The organism is Microbacterium sp. F51-2R (genome assembly GCF_052180235.1).
Lineage (GTDB): Bacteria > Actinomycetota > Actinomycetes > Actinomycetales > Microbacteriaceae > Microbacterium.
Window position 1 is genome coordinate 3,889,890 of the sequence record NZ_CP197470.1, and the last position, 21,282, is coordinate 3,911,171.

The following is a 21,282-nucleotide window of genomic DNA, read 5'->3' on the forward strand; positions in this document are numbered from 1 at the left end:
TGGATGAGTGCAATCGACACGTTCCGTGCGCCCGTTCGAGGTCATCAGCGAATACTCCCCGAGCGGCGACCAGCCTCAGGCGATCGCCGAGCTCGCGGGCCGCATCAACGCCGGTGAGACCGACGTCGTGCTGCTCGGCGCGACCGGCACGGGCAAGTCCGCGACGACGGCGTGGCTCATCGAGGCCGTGCAGCGGCCGACTCTCGTGCTCGCGCACAACAAGACGCTCGCGGCGCAGCTGGCCAACGAGTTCCGCGACCTCATGCCGAACAACGCCGTCGAGTACTTCGTCAGCTACTACGACTACTACCAGCCCGAGGCGTACGTCCCGCAGACCGACACCTTCATCGAGAAGGACTCGTCGATCAACGCCGAGGTCGAGCGGCTGCGCCACTCGACGACCAACTCACTGCTCTCGCGACGCGACGTCGTCGTGGTCAGCACGGTCTCGTGCATCTACGGCCTCGGCTCGCCCGAGGAGTACCTCCGCGCGATGGTCGCGCTGCAGGTGGGGGAGCGGTACGAGCGCGACGCGCTCATCCGCAAGTTCATCGCGATGCAGTACAACCGCAACGACGTCGACTTCTCGCGCGGCAACTTCCGCGTGCGCGGCGACACGATCGAGATCATCCCCGTCTACGAGGAGTACGCGATCCGCATCGAGATGTTCGGTGACGAGATCGAGGCGCTCTACATGCTCCACCCGCTCACGGGCGATGTCGTGCAGCGCATGGAGTCCGTGCCGATCTTCCCCGCGACCCACTACGCGGCGGGCACCGAGACCGTGCAGCGCGCGATCGGCACGATCGAGCACGAGCTCGAAGAGAGGCTGAAAGAGCTCGAGGGTCAGAACAAGCTCCTCGAGGCGCAGCGCCTGCGCATGCGCACGACCTTCGACCTCGAGATGCTGCAGCAGCTCGGGTTCTGCTCCGGCATCGAGAACTACTCGCGGCACCTCGACGGGCGCATGCCCGGCGAGCCGCCGCACACGCTGCTCGACTTCTTCCCCGACGACTTCCTGATGGTCATCGACGAGTCGCACGTGACGGTTCCGCAGATCGGGGCGATGTACGAGGGGGATGCCTCGCGCAAGCGCACCCTCGTCGACCACGGCTTCCGCCTCCCGAGCGCACTCGACAACCGGCCGCTGCGCTGGGACGAGTTCAAGAACCGCGTCGGCCAGACCGTCTACCTCTCGGCGACGCCGGGCCGCTACGAGATGGGCATCGCCGACGGGATCGTCGAGCAGATCATCCGCCCGACGGGCCTGGTCGATCCGCAGATCATCGTGAAGCCCTCGAAGGGGCAGATCGACGATCTGCTCGAAGAGATCCGCATCCGCGCGGAGCGCGACGAGCGGGTGCTCGTCACGACGCTCACGAAGAAGATGGCCGAGGAGCTCACCGACTTCCTCGGCGAGCACGGCGTCCGCGTGCGCTATCTGCACTCCGACGTCGACACGCTCCGCCGCGTCGAGCTGCTGACCGAGCTCCGCGCCGGCGTCTACGACGTCCTGGTCGGCATCAACCTCCTCCGCGAGGGTCTCGACCTCCCCGAGGTGTCGCTGGTGTCGATCCTCGACGCCGACAAGGAGGGGTTCCTCCGCTCGGGCACCTCGCTCATCCAGACGATCGGCCGAGCGGCGCGAAACGTCTCGGGCGAGGTGCACATGTACGCCGACAACATGACCGACTCGATGCGCAACGCGATCGACGAGACCGATCGCCGTCGCGACAAGCAGATCGCCTACAACCTCGCCAACGGCATCGATCCGCAGCCTCTTCGCAAGCGGATCGCCGACATCACCGAGGTGCTGGCGCGCGAGGCATCCGACACCCAGGCGATGCTCTCGCGCAAGGACTCGGCGCGCCTCAAGAGCGGCAAAGGCAAGTCTCCGACGCCGCAGCTGCGCCGCGAGGGGATCGCGGCCGAGGGTGCGGAGCAGCTCGAGGCGACGATCGCCGATCTGTCGAACCAGATGCTCGCCGCGGCCGGCGAGCTCAAGTTCGAGCTCGCCGCACGCCTGCGCGACGAGGTGCAGGACCTCAAGAAGGAGCTGCGGGCGATGGAGCGGGCGGGCCACGCCTGACGCTCCCGCCCGGGGCCGAGCTCAGGGGCAGTGCATGAGCGGCTTGGGGCCGCTGCGGTCGAAGGTGTGCTCCGTCATGGGGTGACCGCACAGCGGGCACGCGCGCTCCGCGCGCTCGGCGATCGTGGGCGGGGGAGTCGTCTCGTAAGGCCCGACCGCGGCCGGCCCCGCGAGGCGGATCAGCCGCGTGTTGAACCAGGCGTACCAGCCGCCGGCCTCGCGCACGCGCTCCCGGAGCGTCGAGGGTTCGTCCGAGGCATCCCTTTGCGTCATGATGTTTAGTGTACTAATCAATTGGTACGCTGGCGTGCATGGATGCTGGAGACGACCTGCTGAGACTCGACAACCAGCTCTGCTTCGCCCTCGTGACGGCCGCGCGCAACGTCGTCTCGGTCTACCGGCCTGTGCTCGAGCCGCTCGGGCTCACGCACCCGCAGTACCTCGTCATGCTCGCGCTGTGGGAGAGCTCGCCGCGATCGCTCGGGGAGCTTGCCGATGAGCTCGCGATGGAGCCGGCGACGCTCTCGCCGCTCGTGAAACGGCTCGAGGCGCAAGGACGGGTCGCCCGCGCACGCTCGACGGCCGACGAGCGGGTGCTCGCGATCACCCTCACCGATGAGGGGCGCGCGCTGCGCGAGCAGGCACTGGGGGTGCCTCCCCAGATCATGGCCCGCACGGGCCTCGGCATCGAAGACCTCGCTCTCCTGCGCGATGCGCTCAGTCCCTTCGCCGGTGCGACTCCCCGGTGGGACGCGCAGTCGACCGGCGGCTGACGCTTCGGTGAACTCCTTCTCATTTACCGCGTAGTCCTATACGAACTCCCAGGAAGTTCTTAGGCTTTCCCCATGGTGCGTCGGCGTGCCCGAACGGCAGCGCCCGAGTACCGTCCTGTCCGCCCGAAAGAGGGAATTCACATGCGAGTTCGGTCACACCCAGACCACGCTTCCGCCCCCCGCATCCGCAGACTTGCGGTCGGAGCACTCACCACCGCGGTCGCGCTCGGCGCGAGCGCACTCGTCGCGCCGGCCGCTCACGCGGCCGACACGCAGATCCAGATCCTGGCGACGAACGACTTCCACGGTCGGATCCTGGACGAGGGTGCGCAGGCCGGCGCGGCGAAGCTCGCCGGCGCGGTCAAGCAGCTTCGCGCCGCGAACCCGAACACGGTGTTCGCCGCTGCGGGCGACCTCATCGGCGCCTCGACGTTCGAGTCGTTCATCCAGCACGACAAGCCCACGATCGATGCCCTCAACGAGGCGGGCCTCGAGGTGTCGGCGGTCGGCAACCACGAACTCGACCAGGGCTACAACGACCTGATCAACCGGGTCATGGCTCCCTACGACGCCGTCACGAACCCCTACGGCGGGGCGAAGTGGCAGTACATCGCGGCGAACCTGAAGATGAAGACCACGGGCGACGACGCCGTCCCCGCGACGTGGATCAAAGACATGAACGGGATCCAGGTCGGCTTCGTCGGAGCCGTCACCGAAGAGCTCCCGTCGCTCGTGAGCCCGGCAGGCATCAGCCAGATCGATGTCAAGGGGATCGTCGACTCGGTCAACACCGAAGCCGCCGACCTCGTCGCCAGCGGCGCCGACGTCGTCGTGATGCTCGTGCACGAGGGCGCGCCGTCGACGAACTGCGCGACGATGCGAGACTCCGGCAAGTGGGCCGACATCATCAACAACATCTCGCCCGAGGTCGACGCGATCGTCTCGGGGCACACGCACCTCGCGTACAACTGCTCGTTCCCCGTGGCGGCATGGCAGGGCCGCGCGGTCACCGAGCGCCCCGTCGTGTCGGCGGGCCAGTACGGCACCAGCCTCAACCGCCTGATCTTCACGGTCGACGGCGGCGGCAACGTCACGGCGAAGTCGCAGGACCTCCTCGCCATCGCCGGGTACCCGGCCGACGCGGGGGTCGCGGCCATCGTCCAGTCGGCGAAGGACCAGGCGGGGGTCCTCGGCGCGCAGCCGCTGGGCAAGATCGCGGGCGCCTTCAACCGCGCACAGCTGAGCACGATCAACCCGACCACGGGCCTTCCCAACGAGAACCGCGGCGGAGAGTCGACGATCGGCAACCTCGTCGCCGAAGTGCAGCGCTGGGCGACCGAGAAGCCCGAGTCGGGTTCCGCCGAGATCGCGTTCATGAACCCGGGCGGTCTGCGTGACGACATGAAGGGCCTCGACCCCGGTGACGGCTCCTACCCCCGCACGCTGACCTACAAGCAGGCGGCCGGGGTCCAGTCGTTCGCCAACACACTGGTCAACATGAAGCTCACCGGCGCCCAGATCAAGACGGTGCTCGAGCAGCAGTGGCAGCGCACGATCTACAACGGTCTCCCGACCCGTCCCTTCCTTCGCCTCGGCGTCTCGGACGGCTTCACGTACACCTACACGCAGAAGATCGTCACCGAGCCTCAGCGCGATGATCCCGCGACGGCGAACAAGGACGAGTCGCTCGAGCCGGTCGTCGCGCCGAAGGGCACCATCACGGGCATGTGGCTGAACGGCGAGCCGATCGACCTCGCGGCGACCTACTCGGTCACCGCCAACTCGTTCCTCGCGTCGGGTGGCGACAACTTCCGTGAGCTGGCCAACGGCACGAGCAAGCGCGACACCGGCAAGGTAGATCTCGCCGCGATGGTCGACTACATGGCGGCGTTCGCCGCGACGACGGCGCTGCCGGTGGACTACGCCCAGCACGCGGTCGAGGTGACATTCCCTGCCGGCGCGCCGACGACGTACGACCTCGGGGCGACGGTCGCGTTCGACGTGAAGTCCTGGTCGATGTCGACGGCCGCCGACGTCAAGGACAGCGAGATCGTCGTCTCCCTCGACGGCCAGGTGCTCGGCACGGCGCCGGTCTCGACGATTCTGGGTACCGATCCGTACGACAACCTCGGCACGGCCTCGGTCTCGGTCGCGCTGCCGTCGACGCTCACCCCCGGCAGCGATGTCGAGCTGACCCTCACCGGCGCGAGCACGGGGACCTCCGTCATCGTGCCGCTCGCCATCGACAAGGCCGACAGCACGACCGTGGGCCTCCCGAACAAGACGTTCGCCAACTCGAAGGGCAACGGCGTCATCCAGTACGAGACGACCGTCACCGCCCAGTGGGGAACCCCCGTGACCGGCGAGATCACGATCTACGACGGCGACCAGGCGATCGCGACGGCGACGCTCACGGCCGGGGACAACGGCGTGGTCAAGTTCAAGCTCCCGAAGCTCGGCCAGGGGCAGCACCCGCTCTCGGTCGTGTACTCCGGCAGCGACACGGTCAAGCCGTCGACGAGCCAGACCGTGGTCGTGACGGTCAAGTAGCCGCTCGCGTCGGTCGCCTCGTGTGATCGACGGTGCACGACGGATGCCGCGGGGCCCTGGGCCCCGCGGCATCCGTCATTCCCGTTCCGCCTACGCGAGGGGCGAACGCACACCGGATCCGATGTCGGAGGCCCCGCCTAGACTTGTGGGGTGCCCATCGTCCCTGTCGTCGCGCCCGCAAACAGCAGCCCGAACCCCGCGTGGAAGCCCGGCTCCACCGGTCACTTGAGCGTGCGCGGAGCGCGGGTGCACAACCTCAAAGACGTCGATCTCGACATCCCTCGCGACTCCCTCGTGGTGTTCACGGGGCTCTCGGGCTCCGGCAAGTCGAGCCTCGCGTTCGACACGATCTTCGCCGAGGGGCAGCGCCGCTACGTCGAGTCGCTGAGCGCCTACGCGCGGCAGTTCCTGGGTCAGGTCGACCGCCCCGACGTCGACTTCATCGAGGGGCTCAGCCCCGCCGTGTCGATCGACCAGAAGTCGACCAACCGCAACCCGCGCTCGACCGTCGGCACGATCACCGAGATCCACGACTACATGCGCCTCCTGTGGGCGCGCATCGGCGTGCCGCACTGCCCGGAGTGCGGTGAGGTCATCCAGCGCCAGACGGTGCAGCAGATCGCCGACCAGCTCATGGAGCTCCCCGAGCGCACGCGGTACCAGATCGTCGCGCCGGTCGTGTCGCAGAAGAAGGGCGAGTTCGTCGACCTCTTCCGCGAGCTCGGCGCGAAGGGCTACGCCCGCGCGATCGTCGACGGCGAGCTCATCCAGCTCGCCGAGCCGCCCGTGCTCAAGAAGAGCTACAAGCACGACATCGCCGTCGTGGTCGACCGACTCGTCGCCAGCGACGAGATCCTCGGCCGCGTCACCGACTCCGTCGAGACCGCGCTGGGCCTGGCCGGCGGCACCATGCAGGTCAACTTCGTCGACGAGGAGGGCGACGCCGCATGGCAGAACTTCTCCGAGAAGCTCGCCTGCCCGAACGGCCACCCGCTGCAGCTCACCGAGATCGAGCCGCGCACCTTCTCGTTCAACGCACCGTTCGGCGCGTGCCCCGCGTGCTCGGGCCTCGGCACGCGCATGTCGGTCGACGTCGATCTCATGCTGGGCGACGAGGAGCTCTCGATCCGCGAGGGCGTCATCATCCCCTGGACGACGCAGGGCAAGGGCCTCTTCCAGTACTACGAGCGGCTTCTCGAGGGCCTCGCGAGCGACCTCGGGTTCTCCCTCGACACCCCGTGGAAGCGGCTGCCGGCGGCCGTGAAAGACGCGGTCCTCCGCGGCGAGAACTTCAAGGTCACCGTCAAGTGGAAGAACCGCTACGGCCGCGAGATGCGCTACACCTCGGGCTTCGAAGGTGTCGTGCCGTACATCGAGCGGCAGTACATGCAGGCCGAGTCCGACACGCAGCGCCAGCGCTGGTCCGACTACCTGCGCGAGGTGCCGTGCCCCGTCTGCGACGGCGACCGCCTCAAGCCGGAGGTGCTCGCGGTGCTCGTGCACGGGCATTCGATCGCGGATGCCTCGCGCCTGAGTCTCGCCGATGCACAGCAGTTCTTCGCGAAGCTCGAGCTCACCCAGCGTGAGGCGATCATCGCCGCGCAGGTGTTGCGCGAGATCCGGCTCCGCCTGGACTTCCTCATCCAGGTCGGCCTCAACTACCTCAACCTGAGCCGTTCCGCGGGGTCGCTCTCGGGCGGCGAGGCCCAGCGCATCCGTCTCGCGACGCAGATCGGGTCGGGCCTGACCGGCGTGCTCTACGTCCTCGACGAGCCGTCGATCGGCCTCCACCAGCGTGACAACCGTCGTCTCATCGAGACGCTCATCAAGCTCCGCGACCTGGGCAACACCCTCATCGTGGTCGAGCACGACGAAGAGACCATCCACGCGGCCGACTGGGTCGTCGACATCGGTCCGCGGGCGGGCGTCGACGGGGGAGAGGTCGTCCACTCCGGTCCGCTCGCATCCCTCCTCGAAGACCGCTCGTCGATCACCGCCGACTACCTGTCGGGCCGCCGCGAGATCCCGACGCCCAAGAAGCGCCGCAAGATCGACAAGAGCCGCAAGATCTCGGTCGTCGGCGCGCGCGAGAACAACCTCAAAGACGTCACGGTCGACTTCCCGCTCGGCGTGCTCACGGCCGTCACGGGCGTGAGCGGCTCGGGAAAGTCGTCGCTCGTGAACGACATCCTGTACGAGGTGCTCGCCTCGCGGCTCAACGGCGCGCGCCGCGTCGCCGGCAAGCACACCCGCGTCACGGGCACCGAGAGCCTCGACAAGGTCGTGCACGTCGACCAGGGCCCGATCGGCCGCACGCCGCGGTCGAACCCCGCGACCTACACCGGCGTCTTCGACCGCATCCGCACGCTCTTCAGCGAGACCCCCGAGGCCAAGGTCCGCGGCTACCAGCCCGGCCGGTTCAGCTTCAACGTCAAGGGCGGCCGCTGCGAGGCGTGCTCGGGCGACGGCACGATCAAGATCGAGATGAACTTCCTCCCCGACGTCTACGTCGATTGCGAGGTGTGCCACGGCAAGCGGTACAACCGCGACACGCTCGCCGTGCACTACAAGGGCAAGAACATCGCCGAGGTGCTGGAGATGCCGATCTCCGAGGCGGCGGAGTTCTTCGAGCCGATCCAGGCGATCCACCGCTACCTGCAGACGCTCGTCGACGTGGGCCTCGGCTACGTCCGGCTCGGCCAGTCCGCGACGACCCTGTCCGGCGGAGAGGCGCAGCGCGTCAAGCTCGCGACCGAACTGCAGCGCCGGTCGAACGGGCGCTCGATCTACGTTCTCGACGAGCCGACGACGGGACTGCACTTCGAAGACGTCCGGCGCCTCCTCGAGGTGCTCAACGGGCTCGTCGAGAAGGGCAACACCGTCATCGTCATCGAGCACAACCTCGACGTCATCAAGTCGGCGGACTGGATCATCGACCTCGGTCCCGAGGGCGGCTCGGGCGGCGGCGAGGTCATCGCGACGGGCACGCCCGAGACGGTGGCCCGTGCCGAGGCCAGCCACACCGGCGCGTTCCTGGCGGAGGTGCTCGGCATGAGGTCGGCCGACGAGACGGTCGCTCGCAAGGCCGGCTGAGCGGGATGGCCGCCACCACTCGCAAGCCGACGGTCGCGTACAAGCCGAAGCCCGGTGAGATCCCCACCAATCCGGGGGTCTACCGCTTCCGCGACGCCGACGGCCGTGTGCTCTACGTCGGCAAGGCCAAGAACCTCCGCGCGCGTCTTTCGAACTACTTCGCCCCGCTGCACACGCTGCACGAGCGAACGCGGCGCATGGTCACGACCGCGGCATCCGTCGAATGGACCGTCGTCGCGACCGACGTCGACTCGCTCCAGCTCGAGTATCAGTGGATCAAGGAGTTCGACCCGCCGTTCAACGTCCGGTACAAAGACGACAAGTCGTACCCGTTCATGGCCATCACCCTCGCCGACGAGGCCCCGCGCGTCATCGTGACGCGCAACCGCCGCATCAAGGGCGCCAAGTACTTCGGGCCCTACCCGAAGGTGTGGGCCGTCCACGACACGATCGACCTCATGATCAGGGTCTTCCCGATCCGCACGTGCAGCGACTCGTCGTACAAGAAGGCGATGGCGACGGGCCGGCCGTGCTTCCCGGGGCAGATCGGGCGGTGCGGCGGCCCGTGCTCGATGAAGGTCACCGTCGAGGAGCACCGCGCGATCGTCGACGACTTCATCGCGTTCATGTCCGGCGGCGACCAGCGCTTCACGCGCGAGCTCACGGCGCGCATGCGCGAGGCATCCGCCGCCATGGACTACGAGTCGGCAGCCGTCTACCGCGACAAGCTGCAGGCGATCGACGCCGTGCTCAACAAGAGTGCGCTGGTGCTGACGGAAGACACCGACGCCGACCTCTTCGGCATCGCCGAGGACGAGCTGGCCGCCGCGGTGCAGCACTTCGTCATCCGCGGCGGCCGCGTGCGCGGCGTGCGCGCGACCACGATCGAGAAGGAGCTCGACATCACCGGGGCCGACCTCGTCGACCAGGTGCTGCAGCGCACGTACGGCGGCGCCGCCGAGGCCGACATCCCCAAGCAGGTGCTCGTGCCGGTGCTCCCCGACGATGCCGCGGAGCTCGAGGAGTGGCTGCGGGCGCGCCGCGGGCGCAACGTCTCGATCCAGGTCGCGCAGCGGGGGCGCAAGGCCGATCTCATGAAGACGGCGAGCCTCAACGCGCAGCAGGCCCTCATGCTGCACAAGACGCGGCGCACGAGCGACTACGTCGCGCGCACGCAGGCCCTGACCGATCTGCAGGAGGCGCTCGATCTCGCCGAGGCGCCGCTGCGCATCGAGTGCTTCGACGTCTCGCACCTGAGCGGCACCAACGTCGTCGCGTCGATGGTCGTCTTCGAAGACGGCCTTCCGCGCAAAGACCAGTACCGCTCGTTCAAGGTCGAAGACACGACCGACGACACCGACTCGCTCTACCAGGTGCTCACACGCCGCCTCGCGTACGTCGACCGCGGCGAGGATGCGGTGCCGGAGGCCGAGGCGGTGCGGGGTGGCGAGGCGGGCTCCGGTGCCGAGGCGGCGTCCGGTGACGGGCCGGCGCGCGCTGCCGAAGAGACGGGTGCCGAGGAGAAGAGCGCCGTGACGGATGCCGCGTCCCTCGCCGACGAGGAGGTCGTGACCGAGCGCCGCCGCCCGCGCTTCGCCTACCGCCCCCAGCTCCTCGTGGTCGACGGCGGCAAGCCCCAGGTCGAGGCCGCCGCCCGCGCCCTGCGCGATGCCGGGCACGAGGAGATCGCGCTGTGCGGCATCGCGAAGCGCCTCGAGGAGGTGTGGCTGCCGGGGGAGGACTTCCCCGTCATCCTCCCGCGCACGAGCGAAGCGCTGTATCTGCTGCAACGGCTCCGCGACGAGGCCCACCGCTTCGCGATCACGCATCAGCGCAAGCGCCGGCGGCGCGACATCCAGAGCGTGCTCGCCGAGATCCCGGGCCTGGGGGAGGCCCGCATCAGGGCGCTCCTGCGCCACTTCGGCTCGGTCGCGGCGCTCAAGCAGGCCACTGTGGAGCAGATCGAGGAGCTGCCCGGCGTCGGGCCCAAACTCGCGGCATCCATTCGCGCTCATCTCGCCGAATCCTGAGCCGGCTGCGGTGCGTCCGCGCGCAGCCGACTGGGTAGGCTGAACGTGACGACGGGGGTGGTCATGACGCAGGAGGAGCCGCACGACGCAGGCGAGGTCCTGATCGTCACGGGCATGTCGGGAGCGGGGCGGTCGACGGCCGCCGACGCCCTCGAAGACCTCGGCTGGTACGTCGTCGACAACCTCCCGCCGCAGATGCTGAAGCCGCTGCTCGACCTCTCCGGGCTCGCCCGCGATGCGGCGCCGCGTGTCGCCGTCGTCGTCGATGTCCGCGGGCGCGACCTGTTCCGCGACCTCCCCGAGGTGACGCGGGCCCTCCGCGAAGCGCGCCAGCAGGTGCGCGTGCTGTTCCTCGACGCCTCGGACGACGTCCTCGTGCGCCGCTTCGAGTCGGTGCGCCGCCCGCATCCGCTGCAGGGTGACGGGACGCTCCTGGACGGCATCAGACGCGAGCGGGATGCCTTGGCCGGCGTCCGCGAGAGCGCCGACACGATCGTCGACACGTCGAACTACAACATCCACCAGCTCGCGACGCAGATCGTCGACCTCTTCGCCGAGGCGGGGAGCGCGAAGCACACCGTGACGATCCAGAGCTTCGGGTTCAAGTACGGCCTGCCCTCCGACGCCGACCTCGTCGCCGACATGCGCTTCCTGCCGAACCCCTTCTGGGATGAGCGCCTCCGGCCCTTCACGGGTGAGAGCGACGAAGTGCGCGAATACGTCCTCGGGCAGGACGGCGCGACGGAGTTCCTCGAGGCGTATGCGACCGCCCTCGTGCCGGTGCTCGAGGGGTATCAGCGCGAGAACAAGCGGCACTCGGTCATCGCGATCGGCTGCACGGGGGGAAAGCACCGCTCGGTCGTCATGGCCAACGAGCTCGCCGCGCGCCTGTCGCAGGTGCCGGGTGTGGAGGTCCGGGTCAACCACCGCGACCTGGGCCGCGAGTAGGCTAGACCCTCGTTCCGAACCCCCCACCGCGAGGAGTCCTGTGTCGCTGACCGCCGACGTCAAAGCCGAGCTGACCGCCGTCCGCGACCCGAGGCCCTCGGCGCGTGTCGCAGAGCTCACGTCGCTGCTGAGGTTCTCGGGCGGCCTGCACTCGATCGCCAACCGCGTCGCGGTGGAGGCCGAGCTCGACTCCGACATCCTCGCGCGCCGCGTCGCCCGCGACCTCATGGAGATCTACGGCGTCCGCCCCGAGCTCGTGCACGTGCAGGGCTCCGGCGGCGGCCGCGGCGGCAGCCACTACGCGGTGCGCGTCATCGAGGGCGGCGAGACCCTCGCGCGCCAGACGGGCCTCCTCGACCAGCGCCGCCGGCCGGTGCGCGGACTCCCGAACAAGCTCACGACGGGGGCCCGCCCCGATCTCGCCGCCGTGTGGCGCGGCGCCTTCCTCGCTTCCGGCTCCCTCAGCGAGCCGGGCCGCTCTGCGGCTCTCGAGATCTCCTGCCCCTCCGGCGAGGCCGCGATGGCCCTCGTCGGGGCGGCTCACCGTCTTGGCATCGCCGCCAAGGCGCGCGAGGTGCGCGGAGTGCCGCGCGTCGTCGTGCGCGAGGCCGAGGCCATCCGCCAGGCCCTCGCGGCCATGGGCGCCGTCGGCGCGGCGACCGAGTGGGACCAGCTGCGCCAGCGCCGCGAAGTGCGCGCGGGCGTCAACCGGCTCGTCAACTTCGACGACGCGAACCTCCGCCGCTCCGCTCAGGCCGCCGTCGCCGCGTGCGCGCGGGTCGAGCGCGCCCTCGAGATCCTCGGCGACGAGGTGCCCGACCACCTCAAGCAGGCGGGCGATCTGCGTCTCGCACACCGCGACGCGAGCCTCGACGAGCTGGGCCACCACGCCGACCCGCCGCTCACGAAGGACGCCGTCGCGGGGCGCATCCGCCGCCTCCTCGCCATGGCCGACAAGAAGGCCGAGGCTGAGGGTCTCCCCGGCACGGAATCGGCTGTTCCGGCGGGTGCGGTCGACTGATCCGGCTCCGGATGCCGCGCCCGGCCGTCGTCGACGGTGCGGCGCCGGATAGGTCGTGTCACGCAGGGAAGCAACCCCCGTGCCGGTGCGTTGCCTCTCAGTAGGATGAATCCGTCACCCTCGCTGGACGCCGGGGTTCCCCTGGCGCAGCGCCGACAGGAAGAAGAGACCATGGCGAAGTACACGCTGCCCGACCTCCCTTACGACTACGCCGCGCTCGAGCCGCACATCAGCGGCAAGATCATGCAGCTGCACCACGACAAGCACCACGCCGCCTACGTGGCCGGCGCGAACACCGCGCTCGAGCAGCTCGCCGAGGCGCGTGAGACCGGCAACCTGGCCAATGTCAACAAGCTCGAGAAGGACCTCGCGTTCAACCTCGGCGGCCACGTCAACCACTCCATCTTCTGGACCAACCTGTCGCCGGACGGCGGCGGGCAGCCCGAGGGCGAGCTCGCAGCCGCGATCGACGAGTTCTTCGGCGGCTTCGAGAAGTTCCAGGCCCACTTCACGGCAGCGGCCACCGGCATCCAGGGCTCGGGCTGGGCGGTCCTGAGCTGGGACCCGATCGGCGAGCAGCTCATCATCCAGCAGCTGTTCGACCAGCAGGCCAACACGGCGATGGGCACGATCCCCGTCTTCCAGCTCGACATGTGGGAGCACGCCTTCTACCTCGACTACCTCAACGTCAAGGCCGACTACGTCAAGGCCGTCTGGAACATCGCGAACTGGCAGAACGTCCAGAAGCGGTTCGAGGCCGCCCGCGAGAAGACGACGGGCCTGCTGGTACTGTCATAGCAAGTGCGGCGTCCCGGCGGACGCCCCGCCGGGACGCCGTTGTCCACTCGTCTGAAACTGCAACAACCGCGCACTCGCGCACGACACCTTCAGGAGACATTCCGTGACTGTCAAGATCGGAATCAACGGCTTCGGCCGCATCGGACGCAACTACCTCCGCGCGGCTCTCGCGCAGGGTGCTGACCTCGACATCGTCGCTGTCAACGACCTCACCGACAACAAGACCCTCGCCCACCTGCTCAAGTACGACTCGATCCTCGGCCGGCTCGACCAGGAGGTCTCGTACACCGAGGACTCCATCACGGTCGGCGACAAGACGATCAAGGTCTTCGAGGAGCGCGACCCCGCGAACCTCCCCTGGGGCGAGCTCGGCGTCGACATCGTCATCGAGTCGACCGGCCGCTTCACAAAGGCCGCCGACGCCGGCAAGCACATCGCCGGCGGGGCCAAGAAGGTCCTCATCTCCGCGCCCGCCTCGGGCGAGGACGCCACGTTCGTCATCGGCGCCAACGAAGAGACCTACGACCCGGCGAACCACAACATCATCTCGAACGCGTCCTGCACCACGAACTGCCTCGCGCCGCTCGCGAAGGTGCTCAACGACGAGTTCGGCATCGTCAAGGGCCTCATGACGACGGTGCACGCCTACACCGCCGACCAGAACCTGCAGGACGGCCCGCACAGCGACCTGCGTCGCGCCCGCGCCGCCGCCCTCAACATCGTCCCGACCTCGACCGGTGCGGCCAAGGCCATCGGCCTGGTCCTCCCTGAGCTCAAGGGCAAGCTCGACGGCTTCGCCCTGCGCGTGCCCGTCCCCACCGGCTCGGCGACCGACCTCACGGTCGAGCTCGAGCGCGAGGTCACGGTCGACGAGATCAAGGCCGCGTACAAGGCCGCCGCAGAGGGCCCGCTCAAGGGGATCCTGAAGTACACCGAAGACGAGATCGTCTCGAGCGACATCGTCACCGACGATCACTCCTGCATCTTCGACGCCGGTCTCACGCGCGTCATCGGCAACCAGGTCAAGGTCGTCGGCTGGTACGACAACGAGTGGGGCTACTCCAACCGACTCGTCGACCTCACCGAGATCGTCGCCTCGAAGCTCTGATCCTCATGGCTCTGCGCACCCTCGACTCGCTGGGTTCGCTGGCCGGCAAGCGTGTCATCGTCCGTGCTGACCTCAACGTCCCTCTCCAGGGCGAGGTCATCACGGACGATGGCCGTGTGCGGGCCACGCTCCCCACGCTGAACGCCCTCATCAATCAGGGCGCCTGCGTCATCGTCTGCTCGCACCTCGGTCGTCCCGACGGTGCCCCCGACCCCAAGTACAGCCTCGCGCCGGTGGCGCAGCGACTGTCGGAGCTCCTCGGAAAGCCCGTCGCGTTCGCGCGCGACACGGTGGGCGAGTCTGCTCACGAGGCGGCTGCCGCCCTCCACGACGGCGACGTCGCGGTCATCGAGAACCTCCGCTTCAACGCGGGGGAGACGTCGAAGGATGACGCGACCCGCCGCGCCTTCGCCCAAGAGCTCGCCCGGCTGGGCGACGTGCTCGTGTCGGACGGCTTCGGCGTCGTCCACCGCAAGCAGGCGTCGGTGTACGACCTCGCTGAGATCCTGCCGTCCGCGGCGGGGTACCTCATCGAGAAGGAGGTCGACGTCCTCGACCGCCTCACCGAGAACCCGCAGCGTCCCTACGCCGTGGTCCTCGGCGGCTCGAAGGTGAGCGACAAGCTCGGCGTCATCGAGCACCTCCTCCCGCGCGTCGACAAGCTCCTCGTCGGCGGCGGCATGATGTTCACCTTCCTGAAGGCCGAGGGGTACGAGGTCGGCGCGAGCCTCCTCGAGCAGGACCAGCTCGACACCGTCAAGCGCTACATCGCCACGGCGAAGGAGCGGGGCGTCGAGCTCGTCCTCCCCGTCGACGCCGTGGTCGCGGCATCCTTCTCCGCAGACGCCGACCACGTCGTGGCGCCCGCGTCCGCGCTCGAGGACACCCCCTTCGGCGCTTCGGGCCTCGGCCTCGACATCGGACCCGAGACGGCCGTGCAGTTCGCCGAGGTCATCCGCAGCAGCAACACCGTCTTCTGGAACGGGCCTATGGGCGTGTTCGAGATGCCGGCGTTCGCGGCCGGCACCAAGGCCGTCGCGCAGGCGCTGACCGAGGTCGACGGGCTCAGCGTCGTCGGCGGCGGCGACTCGGCCGCGGCGGTCCGTCAGCTCGGCTTCGCCGACGACGACTTCGGACACATCTCGACGGGCGGCGGAGCGAGCCTGGAATTCCTCGAGGGCAAGAAGCTCCCCGGACTGGAGGTCCTCGGATGGCAGTGAACGGCCGCACCCCGCTCATCGCGGGCAACTGGAAGATGAACCTCGACCACCTGCAGGCGGTCGCGTTCGTCCAGAAGCTCCACTGGACGCTCAAGGACGCCAAGCACGAAGACGGTTCGGTCGAGGTCGCGGTCTTCCCGCCCTTCACCGACCTCCGCACGGTGCAGACGCTCCTCGACGCCGACAAGATCCCCTTCCGCCTCGGCGCGCAGGACCTCTCGGCGCACGACGCGGGCGCCTACACGGGTGAGGTCTCGGGCGCGTTCCTGTCGAAGCTGCAGTGCGGCTACGTCATCATCGGGCACTCCGAGCGGCGTCAGTACCACGCCGAGACCGACGAAGTCGTGGCGGCCAAGACGCAGGCCGCGATCCGGCACGGTCTCGTGCCGGTCATCTGCGTCGGCGAGACCGCGGAAGACCTCGAGCAGTTCGGTGCGAGCGCCGTGCCGGTCGGTCAGCTGCAGGTCGCGCTCGAGGGCGTCTCGGCCGACGCCGACATCGTCGTGGCCTACGAGCCCGTCTGGGCCATCGGGTCGGGCCAGGCGGCCACCCCCGATCAGGCGCAGGACGTCTGCGCCAAGCTGCGTGCGGTCATCGCCGAGAAGCTGGGTCAGGATGCCGCGGACCGCACTCGCGTGCTCTACGGCGGGTCGGTCAAGTCGGGCAACATCGCGAGCTTCATGCGCGAGCCCGATGTCGACGGCGCTCTCGTGGGTGGTGCGAGCCTCGTCGTGGACGAGTTCGCCGCGATCATCCGGTACCAGAAGCACGTCGGGGTCTGACCCTCCCGGTATACTCGACCCTTGTGCGGCCGAAAGTCGCGCTCAGATGTTCGCAGCGCGGCTGAAGGGCCGCACTCCGATGTTCCTGCGGCCCGGACGGTCCGCAGCGAAAGGCTTCACGACTGTGCAGATCCTCGAGTTCGTCCTGCAGGTGCTCCTCGGCATCACCAGCCTCCTGCTGACCCTCCTCATCCTGCTCCACAAGGGCCGCGGTGGCGGCCTGTCCGACATGTTCGGTGGCGGCCTCACCTCCGCACTGGGCTCTTCGGGCCTGGCGGAGCGCAACCTCAACCGGTTCACGATCGTCCTCGCGCTCGTATGGTTCGTCGCGATCGTGGCTCTCGGGCTCATCACGAAGTTCCAGGGGATCTGATGGCTACTGGCGGCAACGCTATCCGCGGCACGCGCGTCGGCGCGGGCCCGATGGGGGAACAGGACCACGGCTTCCACGCGGAGCGCGTCGCGATCTCGTACTGGGACGCCCTCGGCAACGAGACCGTCCGCTACTTCGCGGCGGGCATCCCCGACGAAGAGATCCCCGAGGTCATCGACTCCCCGCACTCCGGGCTTCCCGCCGGGCGCGACAAGGAGAACCCGCCGGCCGTGGCCAAGACCGAGCCGTACAAGACGCACCTCGCCTACGTGAAGGAGCGCCGTACGGAAGAAGAGGCCGAGGCGCTCCTGGGCGACGCGCTGCAGCAGCTGCGCGAGCGCCGCGGCGAGGGCTGAGCCCGACCGAAGACCACACGAAGAAGGACCGCGCGCTGCGCGGTCCTTCTTCATTCGCCTGGGCTCCGCCCTGGGAGTGCGTTTGGGGGCGCCGCAACGCCTTCCGCCCCGCCTTCCCCTTCACCCCCGCCTTCACCTTTACCCTCACCTTCCCTTTCACCCTCGCCTTCACGAGGGTAGGAGAAGGCGCGGAGGGAGGATGCGGAGCGCCCGTTCTGTCCTACGCCGGCGCGGACTCCTACCCTCGTGCGGGCGTGAGGCAGTGCTGGGCCGGCGCTGCCGGGCGTCGCCGCGGCGCCGCGCTGCCGGGCGCCGCAGTGCGCGTCATCGTCACCCCCACTCACCCTCGCCCCACCCTCACCCTGGCCTCCACCTTCACCTTCACCTTCACCTCTACCTTCACGAGGGTAGGAGAAGGCGGGGAGGGAGGATGCGGAGCGCCCGTTCTGTCCTACGCCGGCGCGGACTCCTACCCTCGTGCGGGCGTGAGGTTCCGCCGGGCCAGTGGCGCCACTCCGCCGCGCTTCGGCGCGCCGCAGCGCCTCCCGCACTGCCTTCCCCATCGCCCCCGCCTTCCGCCCGCCTCCACCCTCACCTTCACCTTCACGAGGGTAGGAGAAGGCGGGGAGGGAGGATGCGGAGCGCCCGTTCTGTCCTACGCCGGCGCGGACTCCTACCCTCGTGCGGGCATGAGCACCGCCGTCCGGGCACCGCCAGCGGCGGCACGACGCCGGCGCGGACTCCTACCCTCGTGAGGGCATGAGCACCGCCGTCCGGGCACCGCGAGTGGCGGCACGACGCCGGCGCGGACTCCTACCCTCGCGCGGGCACGAGCGCGACCGGCGGAACGGTGCGGGCGGGTCAGTACTCGCCGGTGATCAGCTCGACCGGCACCTGCGATGCCGCGGCCTCGTCGACGAAGAAGATCGTGCGCCTGCGGCCCTTCGCGCCGGCGGCGGGCACGCTCTGGTAGCTCGCGCCCGCGAGCGCGAGCCCGAGGGCCGACGCCTTGTCGGTGCCGGCGAGCACGAGCCACACCCGCTGCGAGGAGTTGATCACCGGACGGGTCATCGTCACGCGCTCGGGCGGCGGCTTGGGCGAGTCCCGCACGGCGACGACGGCGGCGTCGGTCACGCGGATCTCTTCGCGGTCCGGGAAGAGCGACGCGATGTGCGCGTCGGGCCCCACTCCGAGGAAGCAGATGTCGAACGACGGCCAGGGGTCGGTCCCGTTCTCGTCGCGGAAACGCTCGAGCTCGCGCGCGTAGTCCGCGGCCGCGGCATCCAGATCCCGTCCCTCGTCACTGGCGGATGCGGCATGGATGTTCGCGGGAGGGATGTCGAGGCCGTCCAGGAGCGCCGCGCGCGCCTGCTTCTCGTTGCGGTCGTCGTCGTCGCGCGGGACGAAGCGCTCATCGCTCCACCAGAAGTGCACGAGCGACCAGTCGACCTTGCCGAGTTTCGGATGCCGCGCCGCTGCCGCGAGCACCGCCGAGCCCATCGACCCGCCGGTGAGCGAGACGTGGACGGGACGGCCTTCGGACGTCATCTTGGCCAGGCGGCTGAGGAAGCGTGCGGCCACGGATTCAGCGAGAGCGGCGGGATCGGGACTGATCACCACGCGCTTCTCGGTCCAGAACTCAGCCATTTGCCTCCGTCGACGCGGGCGGCCCCAGGAGCTGCCATCCCTCGGTGATCACTCGACCATACAGGAGGTCCGGGTCGAGACGACGGAGCTCCTCGGCGAGGCATTCGCGCAGCGTGCGACGCGGCAGCACGAGGTCGTGCTGCGGCTGTCCGGGCTGGCTCAGGCACGCGATCGCGGGCGACGAGCGCTCGAGGAGGATCTCGCCGCTCTCGCGCGTGAGGCGCACGGACTTGATGCCGTCGTGCCACTCGTCGGACGGGAGGTAGCGCCAGTCGACGGGCACGTCGAGCATGAGGCGCAGCCACGCCGCGAGGAGCGCCGTCGAGGGCGAGCTGCTCGCGCCGCGCACCTCGACCGCGGTGATCGGCTCGTACGGCGGCTGGTCGAGCACGGCAGCGAGCTGCTCGCGCCAGTGCGTGAGACGCGTCCAGGCCAGATCGGTGTCGCCGGGCTCGTGGTTCTTGCCGAGCGCCGAGAGGCGGTGCGGCTCGAACGGGCGGGTCGAGGCATCCGTAATTCGGCGCTGCGCGATACGGCCCAAGGGAGAGGCCGACGGAACCGCCGGGGGATTGTCGGGCCACCACACGACCACGGGGGCGTCGGGCAGCAGCAGACCCGTCACGAGGCTCTCGGTGTTCGAGGCCGCCGGGCCGGAGGCCTGCAGCACGACGACCTCGCTCGCGCCGGCGTCGCCGCCCACTCGGATCTGCGCGTCGAGCCGCGGCTCGGCGTCGCGGTCGCCGAACATGAGCACGATCACGCGCATGGGGTGCTCGCGCGAGGCGTCGTTGGCGGCCTCGATGGCCTCTTCCTCGGCGCCGGGGCGCGTCGCGATGACGAGCGTGAGCACCCGGCCGAGGGCGACGGCGCCGCCCTCTTCGCGCACATCGATGAGTGCGCGCGAGATCTTGCTGACGTTGGTGTCGGGGAGTTCGATGATCACGGCCGCCTCCAGGTCCGTCCGTCGCGCGCGAGGAGCTCGTCCGCGGATTCAGGGCCCCACGAACCGGGGGAGTACTGATCCAGGGGTCCGCCCTGGGTCGACCAGAACTTCTCGAACGGGTCGAGGATCTTCCACGACAGCTCGACCTCTTCATGCCGCGGGAACAGCGGCGGGTCGCCGAGCAGAACGTCGAGGATCAGCCGTTCATAGGCCTCGGGGCTCGCCTCGGTGAAGGCGTGGCCGTAGCCGAAGTCCATCGTGACGTCGCGCACCTGGGTGCCGGCGCCGGGGACCTTCGAGCCGAAGCGCAGTGTCACGCCCTCGTCGGGCTGCACGCGGATGACGAGCGCGTTCTGCCCGAGCTCCGACGTCTGGCTGCGCGAGAAGAGGTGCTGCGGCGCGCGCTTGAAGACGACCGCGATCTCGGTGACGCGTCGGCCGAGGCGCTTGCCGGTGCGCAGGTAGAACGGCACGCCCGCCCAGCGACGCGTGTTGACCTCGAGCTTGATCGCGGCGTAGGTCTCGGTCGTCGAATCGGGGGCCATGCCCTCCTCCTCGAGGAAGCCGAGCACCTTCTGGCCCCCCTGCCATCCGCCCGCGTACTGACCGCGTGCGGCGGCGAGCGAGAGGTCTTCGGGCAGGGTCACCGCGGCGAGCACCTTCTCCTTCTCGGCGCGGAGATCCGCGGCGTTGAAGGTGATGGGCTCCTCCATGGCGGTGAGGGCCATGAGCTGCAGCAGGTGGTTCTGGATGACGTCGCGCGCCGCGCCGACACCGTCGTAGTAGCCGGCACGACCGCCGACGCCGATGTCCTCGGCCATCGTGATCTGCACGTGGTCGACGTAGTTGCGGTTCCAGATCGGCTCGTACAGCTCGTTCGCGAAGCGCAGCGCCAGGATGTTCTGGACCGTCTCCTTGCCGAGGTAGTGGTCGATGCGGAAGATCGAGTCCGTCGGGAAGGTCGAGCGGAGCACGTTGTTCAGCTCGCGCGCCGACTCCAGGTCGTGGCCGAACGGCTTCTCGATCACGACGCGGCGCCAGCGGTCGGCGCCGTCGGCGGTGTCGTCGACGAGCCCGGAGGACTTCAGCTGCGCCGCGACCACCGCGAAGTCCTTCGGCGGGATCGAGAGGTAGTACGCGTGGTTGCCCATCGTGCCGCGCTCGACGTCGAGGTTCTCGACGGTCTCGCGGAGGCGGCGGAACGCGTCGGCGTCGTCGAACGTGCCCGAGACGAAGCGGATGCCCTGCAGCAGCTGCTTCCACGTCTCTTCGCGGTACTCGGTGCGCGCGTTCTGCTTGACGGCCTCGTGCACGACCTCCGCGAAGTCCTGGTCCTCCCAGTCGCGGCGGGCGAACCCGACGAGTGCGAAGCCGGGCGGCAGCAGGCCGCGGTTGGCGAGGTCGTACACGGCGGGCATGAGCTTCTTGCGGGACAGATCCCCTGTCACGCCGAAGATGACGAGCGCACTCGGTCCCGCGATGCGGTTGAGGCGACGATCATCCGGGTCGCGGAGGGGATTGTGCCCGCGCGAGATCTCCACGGTCATCGAA

17 protein-coding genes are annotated in these 21,282 nt (G+C 69.3%); 13 read left to right on the forward strand and 4 right to left on the reverse strand.

What is annotated here, in order from left to right; genetic code table 11:
• Positions 1–7: 7 nt before the first annotated feature.
• Positions 8–2,089 (forward strand): excinuclease ABC subunit UvrB, encoded by a 2,082-nt coding sequence (gene uvrB, locus ACSBPH_RS17145; RefSeq protein ID WP_442575512.1) that lies wholly within the window; start codon positions 8–10, stop codon positions 2,087–2,089.
• 21 nt (positions 2,090–2,110) lie between these two features.
• On the opposite strand, the gene ACSBPH_RS17150 is transcribed toward uvrB, so the two are convergent.
• Positions 2,111–2,362 carry a hypothetical protein gene (locus ACSBPH_RS17150; RefSeq protein WP_442575513.1) on the reverse strand — a complete coding sequence of 84 codons (252 nt, stop codon included), beginning with the start codon at positions 2,360–2,362 and terminating at the stop codon, positions 2,111–2,113.
• A gap of 38 nt (positions 2,363–2,400) precedes the next feature.
• Between ACSBPH_RS17150 and ACSBPH_RS17155 the strand changes: the two genes are divergently transcribed.
• The 12 genes from ACSBPH_RS17155 (at position 2,401) to ACSBPH_RS17210 (ending at position 17,141) form a co-directional block, all read left to right on the forward strand.
• Positions 2,401–2,862 (forward strand): MarR family winged helix-turn-helix transcriptional regulator, encoded by a 462-nt coding sequence (locus tag ACSBPH_RS17155; protein WP_442575514.1) that lies wholly within the window; start codon positions 2,401–2,403, stop codon positions 2,860–2,862.
• Positions 2,863–3,003: 141 nt separating this feature from the next.
• A complete protein-coding gene (locus ACSBPH_RS17160; protein WP_442575515.1) occupies positions 3,004–5,412 on the forward strand; it encodes a 5'-nucleotidase C-terminal domain-containing protein in 2,409 nt (802 codons plus the stop codon).
• A gap of 150 nt (positions 5,413–5,562) precedes the next feature.
• Positions 5,563–8,505, forward strand: a complete 2,943-nt coding sequence (gene uvrA, locus ACSBPH_RS17165; RefSeq protein WP_442575516.1) for an excinuclease ABC subunit UvrA — start codon at positions 5,563–5,565, stop codon at positions 8,503–8,505.
• A gap of 5 nt (positions 8,506–8,510) precedes the next feature.
• Positions 8,511–10,535 carry an excinuclease ABC subunit UvrC gene (gene uvrC / locus ACSBPH_RS17170; RefSeq protein WP_442575517.1) on the forward strand — a complete coding sequence of 675 codons (2,025 nt, stop codon included), beginning with the start codon at positions 8,511–8,513 and terminating at the stop codon, positions 10,533–10,535.
• A gap of 63 nt (positions 10,536–10,598) precedes the next feature.
• Entirely contained in the window at positions 10,599–11,483 is an 885-nt protein-coding gene (rapZ, locus tag ACSBPH_RS17175; RefSeq protein ID WP_442577337.1) for an RNase adapter RapZ, read from the forward strand.
• Positions 11,484–11,523: 40 nt separating this feature from the next.
• Positions 11,524–12,504, forward strand: coding sequence for a DNA-binding protein WhiA (whiA, locus tag ACSBPH_RS17180; RefSeq protein ID WP_442575518.1), 981 nt, complete (start codon positions 11,524–11,526; stop codon positions 12,502–12,504).
• A 171-nt stretch (positions 12,505–12,675) separates the two neighbouring features.
• Positions 12,676–13,302: a superoxide dismutase gene (locus ACSBPH_RS17185; protein ID WP_442575519.1), complete on the forward strand. Its 627-nt coding sequence runs from the start codon at positions 12,676–12,678 to the stop codon at positions 13,300–13,302.
• A gap of 103 nt (positions 13,303–13,405) precedes the next feature.
• A complete protein-coding gene (gene gap / locus ACSBPH_RS17190) occupies positions 13,406–14,410 on the forward strand; it encodes a type I glyceraldehyde-3-phosphate dehydrogenase (protein ID WP_442575520.1) in 1,005 nt (334 codons plus the stop codon).
• Positions 14,411–14,415: 5 nt separating this feature from the next.
• On the forward strand, positions 14,416–15,630 hold the full coding sequence (locus tag ACSBPH_RS17195; RefSeq protein ID WP_442575521.1) for a phosphoglycerate kinase: 1,215 nt from the start codon (positions 14,416–14,418) through the stop codon (positions 15,628–15,630).
• A complete protein-coding gene (gene tpiA / locus ACSBPH_RS17200; protein WP_442575522.1) occupies positions 15,621–16,412 on the forward strand; it encodes a triose-phosphate isomerase in 792 nt (263 codons plus the stop codon). The genes ACSBPH_RS17195 and tpiA overlap by 10 nt, the downstream gene beginning before the upstream one ends.
• 124 nt (positions 16,413–16,536) lie before the next feature.
• On the forward strand, positions 16,537–16,785 hold the full coding sequence (gene secG / locus ACSBPH_RS17205) for a preprotein translocase subunit SecG (protein WP_141882658.1): 249 nt from the start codon (positions 16,537–16,539) through the stop codon (positions 16,783–16,785).
• Positions 16,785–17,141, forward strand: coding sequence for an RNA polymerase-binding protein RbpA (locus tag ACSBPH_RS17210; protein ID WP_442575523.1), 357 nt, complete (start codon positions 16,785–16,787; stop codon positions 17,139–17,141). The genes secG and ACSBPH_RS17210 overlap by 1 nt, the downstream gene beginning before the upstream one ends.
• An 861-nt stretch (positions 17,142–18,002) precedes the next feature.
• On the opposite strand, the gene pgl is transcribed toward ACSBPH_RS17210, so the two are convergent.
• Genes pgl through zwf form a run of 3 tightly spaced genes read right to left on the reverse strand, consistent with a single transcriptional unit; the run spans position 18,003 to position 21,278 of the window.
• Positions 18,003–18,788 carry a 6-phosphogluconolactonase gene (gene pgl, locus ACSBPH_RS17215; protein ID WP_442575524.1) on the reverse strand — a complete coding sequence of 262 codons (786 nt, stop codon included), beginning with the start codon at positions 18,786–18,788 and terminating at the stop codon, positions 18,003–18,005.
• Complete coding sequence (locus ACSBPH_RS17220) at positions 18,781–19,731, reverse strand: glucose-6-phosphate dehydrogenase assembly protein OpcA (RefSeq protein WP_442575525.1); 951 nt, start codon at positions 19,729–19,731, stop codon at positions 18,781–18,783. Before ACSBPH_RS17220 ends, pgl begins: the two co-directional genes overlap by 8 nt.
• Positions 19,728–21,278 (reverse strand): glucose-6-phosphate dehydrogenase, encoded by a 1,551-nt coding sequence (zwf, locus tag ACSBPH_RS17225; protein WP_442575526.1) that lies wholly within the window; start codon positions 21,276–21,278, stop codon positions 19,728–19,730. The genes ACSBPH_RS17220 and zwf overlap by 4 nt, the downstream gene beginning before the upstream one ends.
• Between the last annotated feature and the right edge of the window lie 4 nt (positions 21,279–21,282).